Source organism: Stenotrophomonas terrae (genome assembly GCF_039674165.1).
GTDB classification, from domain to species: domain Bacteria; phylum Pseudomonadota; class Gammaproteobacteria; order Xanthomonadales; family Xanthomonadaceae; genus Stenotrophomonas; species Stenotrophomonas terrae_A.
On sequence record NZ_JBDJMY010000079.1, the window covers coordinates 1 to 6,289 of the forward strand.

4 protein-coding genes are annotated in these 6,289 nt (G+C 62.3%); 3 read left to right on the forward strand and 1 reads right to left on the reverse strand.

Translation table 11 applies throughout. The annotated features are described in order from the left end of the window. The first annotated feature begins 179 nt into the window (after positions 1–179). The gene (locus tag ABE493_RS19105) at positions 180–1,118 is read left to right on the forward strand and encodes a VOC family protein (protein ID WP_346500938.1); all 939 of its coding nucleotides are present in this window, start codon (positions 180–182) and stop codon (positions 1,116–1,118) included. Between the two features lie 45 nt (positions 1,119–1,163). On the opposite strand, the gene ABE493_RS19110 is transcribed toward ABE493_RS19105, so the two are convergent. After that, a complete protein-coding gene (locus tag ABE493_RS19110; protein ID WP_346500940.1) occupies positions 1,164–2,762 on the reverse strand; it encodes an alpha/beta fold hydrolase in 1,599 nt (532 codons plus the stop codon). A gap of 363 nt (positions 2,763–3,125) precedes the next feature. On the opposite strand from ABE493_RS19110, the gene ABE493_RS19115 reads away from it, so the two are divergent. Together ABE493_RS19115 and ABE493_RS19120 are read left to right on the forward strand one after the other, a co-directional pair. After that, entirely contained in the window at positions 3,126–5,240 is a 2,115-nt protein-coding gene (locus tag ABE493_RS19115; RefSeq protein ID WP_346500942.1) for a TonB-dependent receptor, read from the forward strand. Positions 5,241–5,301: 61 nt separating this feature from the next. Continuing rightward, positions 5,302–5,964 (forward strand): hypothetical protein, encoded by a 663-nt coding sequence (locus ABE493_RS19120; protein WP_346500944.1) that lies wholly within the window; start codon positions 5,302–5,304, stop codon positions 5,962–5,964. Positions 5,965–6,289: the final 325 nt, after the last annotated feature.

The following is a 6,289-nucleotide window of genomic DNA, read 5'->3' on the forward strand; positions in this document are numbered from 1 at the left end:
TCGCTCGCTTGGTTCTCCTAATCTTGCCACACCCAACCCCCCCCCCTCCCCCCCCCGGGCGCCCCCCCCCCCCCCACTACAGTCGCGCACAGCACCAACCGCACTGGACAATTTGTCCGGACATATTGCAGGATCGGAACAGGTATGACCTTTCCACGTTCCTGTAACAGGAGTCCGGCATGTTGTCCGAAGTGAAGGCTGTCACCCTTGGCGTAAGCGATCTGCAGCGAGCCTGCGCCTTCTATGAAAACGCACTTGGCTACCGCGTGCAGGCACGCGGTGCGCTATCCGCCGAGCTCGCACCGCTATGGCGTTTTGATCCCGGCCTGCGCGGCGAATACGCGGTGCTCGCCCCCGATGATTCCGGCCTCGGTCGGATCCGCCTGTTGGCCTTCGACGCGCCCGGCCAGCGCCTGTGGAATGCCGACAATCTGTACAACGGCAGCGGCTATTACGCACTCAACTTCCGCTGCCGTGATGCGCTGGCGACCATGCAGGCCATCCAGACCGCTGGCGGCAGCAGTGCGCACGAGCCCAGCTATTGGGAAGTGAGCGAGGAAGTCGCGGTGCGTGATTCGATCAATGACGATCCCGATGGCATCCGCCTGGATGTGTTTTCCTATGAACGCGGCGGTGATCTGCGCGGCCCGCTCAACACCGACGTCAGCGTGGTGCAGACCATTGCCCTGGCCACCCGCGACGTGGCGCGCTCGGTGGCGTTCTACAAGGCGTTGGGCTTCGAGGTGTTGTTCGACCGCGTGCTCGACTTCCCCGAGCTGCAGACCCTGTTGGGTACCGACCGGCCGGTGCGCATCCACAACGTCAATCTGATCAAGGACGGCCACATCGTGCCCGGCCGCGTGGAAATGTTTGCCTATCTGGACATGGAGCATCTGCCGGACGCACCGCTGCGTGATGTCGCGGTGCCGCCCAATATCGGCATTCTCTCGGCCACCCTGCTCAGTGATGCACTGGATGCCGATGTCAACCAGCTGCAGCAGCTGGGCGCGCAGTTGATTGCACGTGCGGAGCTCGACGTGCCGGGCTTTGGGAACTTCAGCATCGCGACGCTGCTCGGACCCGATGGCGAGCAGCTGGAGCTGTTGCGGCCGGCATGAGGCAACATCACCGCAGCCGCTGCGGGGCGGCTGCGGTGCGTCCCATCAGCGTGTTGCCAGCTGTGCCGCCAATGCCGCGGTACGCCCCTGGTAGTCGTCCTGCGGCTGCGCATGCAGCGTCACCGGTACCTGCAGTGCGAGCAGCTGCTGATCGCAGTCAGCCAGCGCGACGCCCTTGAACAGCTCCGGCAGCTGCGCGCCGATGCGCAACAGCTCGACCAAATTGGCGTGTACCTGCGCGGTATCCGGCGCGGCCACCAAACGCCGCGCGGCCGCGCTGGGTTGCAACCAGGGCCATAGCAGATGACGCTCGCGCTCCCATTGCCAGGCCTCGGCCATGTGCCCGCCGGCAGCATGGATGGCAGGATCGGGCAGCCGCGCCAGCAGCGTTTTGCATTCGTCTGACTGCAGCAGCCAAGGCTGGTGCAGCACCACTTCCTTCAAACGGCTGCCCAACCACTGTGCAAGCGCCGGTACATAGGCCACCGCTGCTTCATGCGCATGCACGGCGATGGCCTGCCCCGCAGCCAGCGCATCAATCACCGCACGCAGTGCCGCCTGCATTGTCTGCGCGCTCAGCGGCGTGGTGATCTCGGCCGAACCGGCATGGCCGGGAAGCTCGATGGCGATCCGGGTGCATGCATCCACCGGCAACGCCGCCAGCGGCAACGGAGCCTGGCCCGGCGCATGGATGTGCAGCACAGCATCGTCGCCACCGCGTTGCAGCCACACGGCCACTTCGCCCACCGGCGTATCGACGATGCGTCGTGACCAGCCCGGCACCTCACGTGCAGCCAGCGCCACCGGCAGGGCGGGTGCCGACGTGGTCTGCTGCAGGATGGCATCCATGCGCCGATGCAGCCCTTCCACGCCATCGGGTTCTTCCACACTGATCACGTTGTCCGGCAATGCCGGCAGGCGCTGCCGATGGCTCAGCAGTACATCGTCGTGGCGGTAGATCAGCCAGCTTGGGCAACGCAGCTCGCCCACACGCTGCCGCTCGGTATAGCGGAACGCCGCACCGTAGCCACTGCGATAGTTGTCGCCGACATCGAGGATGTCCATCGCCGCGCCGTGCGTGCCCTGCGCGTCATAAGGCTGCAGCGCGATCGCGCATTCTGCGGACGGATCACACCACGGGAAGAAATACAGCTGCTCACGCATGCGTGACCACAACCAGCGCAGGTGCCCGCCATCCCAGCTCGGAACGAACGGCGGCAGGTACCGATCGGTGTAGCGCGCACGCTCGGCATCGTTGAACAAGGCATAGCCATCGATGATCAGGCAGTGCAGGCGTTCGGGCGCGATCCATGCCAGGTGCATGCCGATCAGGCCGCCGGTATGCATGCCGAACAGGGCGAAGCGTTCGATGCCAAGTGCATCGGCAAGCTCCAGTGTTGCCTCGGCAAAACGATCGATGCCCGGCGCCGCATCGGCCAACGCATCGGAATAGCCAAAGCCCGGTGTATCCGGTGCTATCACCGTATAGCGATCGGCAAAGCGCTCGATCATCTGCAACCACATGCGCGAATTCTGCGGTGATTGATGCAACAGCATCAGCACCGGGCCCTGCCCTGCGTAGCGGTAATGCACGGTGCGATCACCGATGCGGATGAACTGGCGGCTTGTGGTTGCAGTCTGCATGGTCTCGTCACGGCGGCTGTAATGATTATTGTTATATCAATAAATCAATTAAGACCGTGTTGGGCGTGCACCGCGTATCGCCACTGGAAGTTTATGTGCTGCAACTGCAGCAATATCAATTCAAATGACCTAACAACAACACCTATAGGACAAATGAAACAGCGCATTCATAGTTGTAATACTCAGTTTTTCAATTAGATACAGAAGAACAGGCACACATCCGCAGTTGCAAAAAACCTGCAATAGTCCGGTTGATTGTCCGGACAAATGACGGAATACTCATTAGGAAGCATTGATATATCTATATGGCGATGCTTGTCCCACCCGAACGAGCTTTTCCTTCATCACGCTACGAGGCGAGTCATGAAAGATGTTCTGTACCGGAGTGCGTTAACTGTTGCGATCATGACGGCCATCGGCAGCGGCGATGCCTACGCCCAGTCGTCCGAGAAAGAAGCCGTGCAGCTGGACCAGGTCAGCGTGACCGCCCAGCGTCGCGAAGAACAAGTGCAGAAAACACCGCTCAGCATGAGCGTGATCAGCGGGCCGGCGTTGGACCGCATGCAGATCAAGCGCGTGGATGACATCAAGTTCACCACGCCCAACATCATCATCGAACAGAACACCGGCACCAGCTCGGGCGCCAAGATCATCATGCGCGGCGTTGGCGCCGACGAGTCGATGTTCACCAACGACCCGGCGGTTGCGCTGTACATCGACGATGTCTACATAGCCCGCCAGAACGGCGCCATGCTCGACCTCTACGACGTGGACCGCATCGAAGTACTGCGCGGCCCGCAAGGCACGCTGTATGGCCGCAATGCCACCGGCGGTGCGATCCGCTACATCTCCAAGAAGCCCACCGGCGAGGACAAGCTGAGCTTCGATGCCAGCATCGGCAACCTGGGCCGCCTGGATGGCCGCGCGATGTTCGCCACCCGCATCGGTGAAACCCTGGACGTGTCGGCTGCGGTATTGAGCCGCAACCGCGACGGCATCATGCATGACATCACCAACGACCGCTGGGTCAACGACCAGAAGGTGCTGGCCGGGCGCCTGGCGTTTGCCAGCACCTGGGGCGAGTCGTCCTATGCCACGCTGAGCATCGACCGCCTGCGCGAGCGCTCCACGCCGGCCTGGGGCACGCCGGTGGCACTGGACAAGGCAACCGACACCGTTTCGCCCAAGCTGGGCAGCTATTACAAGACCGAAACCGATACGCGCGGCATCAACGATCTGGATCAGTTCGGCGTGGCCCTGACCAACGAAACCGACTTCGGCGCGTTCTCCTGGCGCAGCATCCTGCATTACCGCACGCTGGACCACCACTTCTACATGGACGTGGATGGCACCGACCAGATGCGTTACCACCTGGAGCAGGACCAGAAGCAGAACCAGAAGGGCTACGAAGCGCAGTTCACCTCGCAGCTGGATGGCCCCTTCAGTTGGGTGGCCGGTGTGTTCGCCTTCTGGGAGCACAACAACCAGCCCACCCGCAATGACATCTTCACCCGTGGTGGCACCAACTTCGTCGAGCAGGACACCTCCGCCTACGCGGTGTACGCGCAGGGTGATTACAAGTTCACCGACAAGCTGACCCTGACCCTGGGTGGCCGGTACAGCTATGAGAACAAGGACTTCTCGGTACGCTCGGTGAAGGCCAACGGCGACCCGAACTACAACAAGGCGCTCGAAAAGAGCTGGACCCGCCCCGACTGGAAAGTACTGCTTTCCTACGACTTCAGCGACAACGTGATGGGCTACGCCAGCGTCACCACCGGCTTCAAGAGTGGTGGCTTCAACGGCCGTGGCACCACCTACGCCACCGTCACCCCGGTGGATGCGGAAACGCTGCGCGCGTACGAGGTCGGCGTGAAGTCGACGCTGTGGGACAACCGGCTGCGCTTGAACGCCGACTATTACCGTCTGGACTACGACGGCATCCAGCTCACCGCGGTGAACTCGGACGGCGTGTTCGTGATGACCAACGCCACCGGTGCGCTGATCCAGGGCTTCGAGGTGGAAGCGCAGGCACAGCTGACCAGCAAGCTGCGCGTGGATGCCAGCATCGGCACCATCGATGGCGAGTACAAGGACTATGCGGCGATCAACGCGGCCTACTTCAACGGCCGCTCGATGAAGAGCTCGCCGGACATGCAGTGGACCTTGGCTGGCACCTATGTGCAGCCGGTCGGCGATGCCGACCTGGTGTTCAGCGCGCAGGCCCGCCATACCGATGAGTACTACCAGAACCAGGACACCTCGCGGCTGATCATGACCCGCGCCAACACCGAGTACAACGCGCGCATCTCCTACGAGCCGCGTGATGCCAACTGGTCGGTGGCCGCCTGGGGCAAGAACCTGAGCAACGAGATCTCCTCCACCGGTGGCTTCGACATTGCCGGGCTGGGTATCGGGGTGATCTACCCGAACGTGCCGCGCACCTACGGCGTCGAGTTCAAGTACCGCTTCTGGTAAGCACCACCTCACCGTTGCACGCATCGCTCCCGCATGGGAGCGATGTCTTTTGGAGACCACGATGGATTACCAATTGCTGTTGTTGTTGCACCTGTTGATCGGCGGCTACTGGCTGGGCGGTGACCTTGGCGTGTTCTACATCGCCGGCAAGATCGCCGACCCGGCGCAACCGCTGCCGGTGCGCCTGTTTTCAGCCAAGGCGATGATGCTGCTGGACATGATTCCGCGCAGCTGCCTGATCATGGCCTTGGGCACCGGCCTGACCATCGCCAGCAAGGCCGGCCTGCTGCCGCTCGATGGCTGGCTGTGGCTGGTATGGCTGGGCACCGTTGCGTGGCTGGGCCTGGCCTGGGCAGCCTTCATCAAGGAACACTCTGCGGCAGGACTGCGCATCGCCCGCGTCGATTTCTATCTACGCCTGCTGGTGCTGGTGGGCTGCGTGGCGGCCGGCATCGATGCCTTGAGTGATGGCGGCTTCATCGCACAGAGCCGCTGGTTGGGCGCCAAGCTGATCCTGTTCGCCGGCATCATCAGCATGGGCTTGCTGGTACGCATCCAGCTGCGTCCGTTCGGCCCCTTGTTCGGCAAGGTGGTGACTGGAACCGCGAGTGATGCAGACCAGCAGTCGCTCAAGCAGCTGGTGGCACGGGTAAAGATCCCGGTGCTGTGCATCTGGATGATCATTCTGGCGATCATGGTGCTGGGCAAGCTCAAGCCGTTCTGAGGTGTGCCGAACGCAGTGAACGACAAAGGCCCGCGCAAGCGGGCCTTTGTTGTTGTGCAACCACGCGCGATGCCATGGCCGTTGTAGGAGCGGCGTAAGCCGCGAAGCCCGCACATCATCAGATTGCACAACTATCCGCAACTTCAACAGTGCCAGCTTCGCGGCTGACGCCGCTCCTACAAACAGCTTGCGACCCATGCTTTTCATTTGTGGGAGCGGCGTCAGCCGCGAAGCAGGCACATCATCAGATTGCACCACGGCCAGCGACTTCAACAATGTCAGCTGCGCGGCGTGGGCCGCGCACTCCAACAGCGAGTTGCGCCAG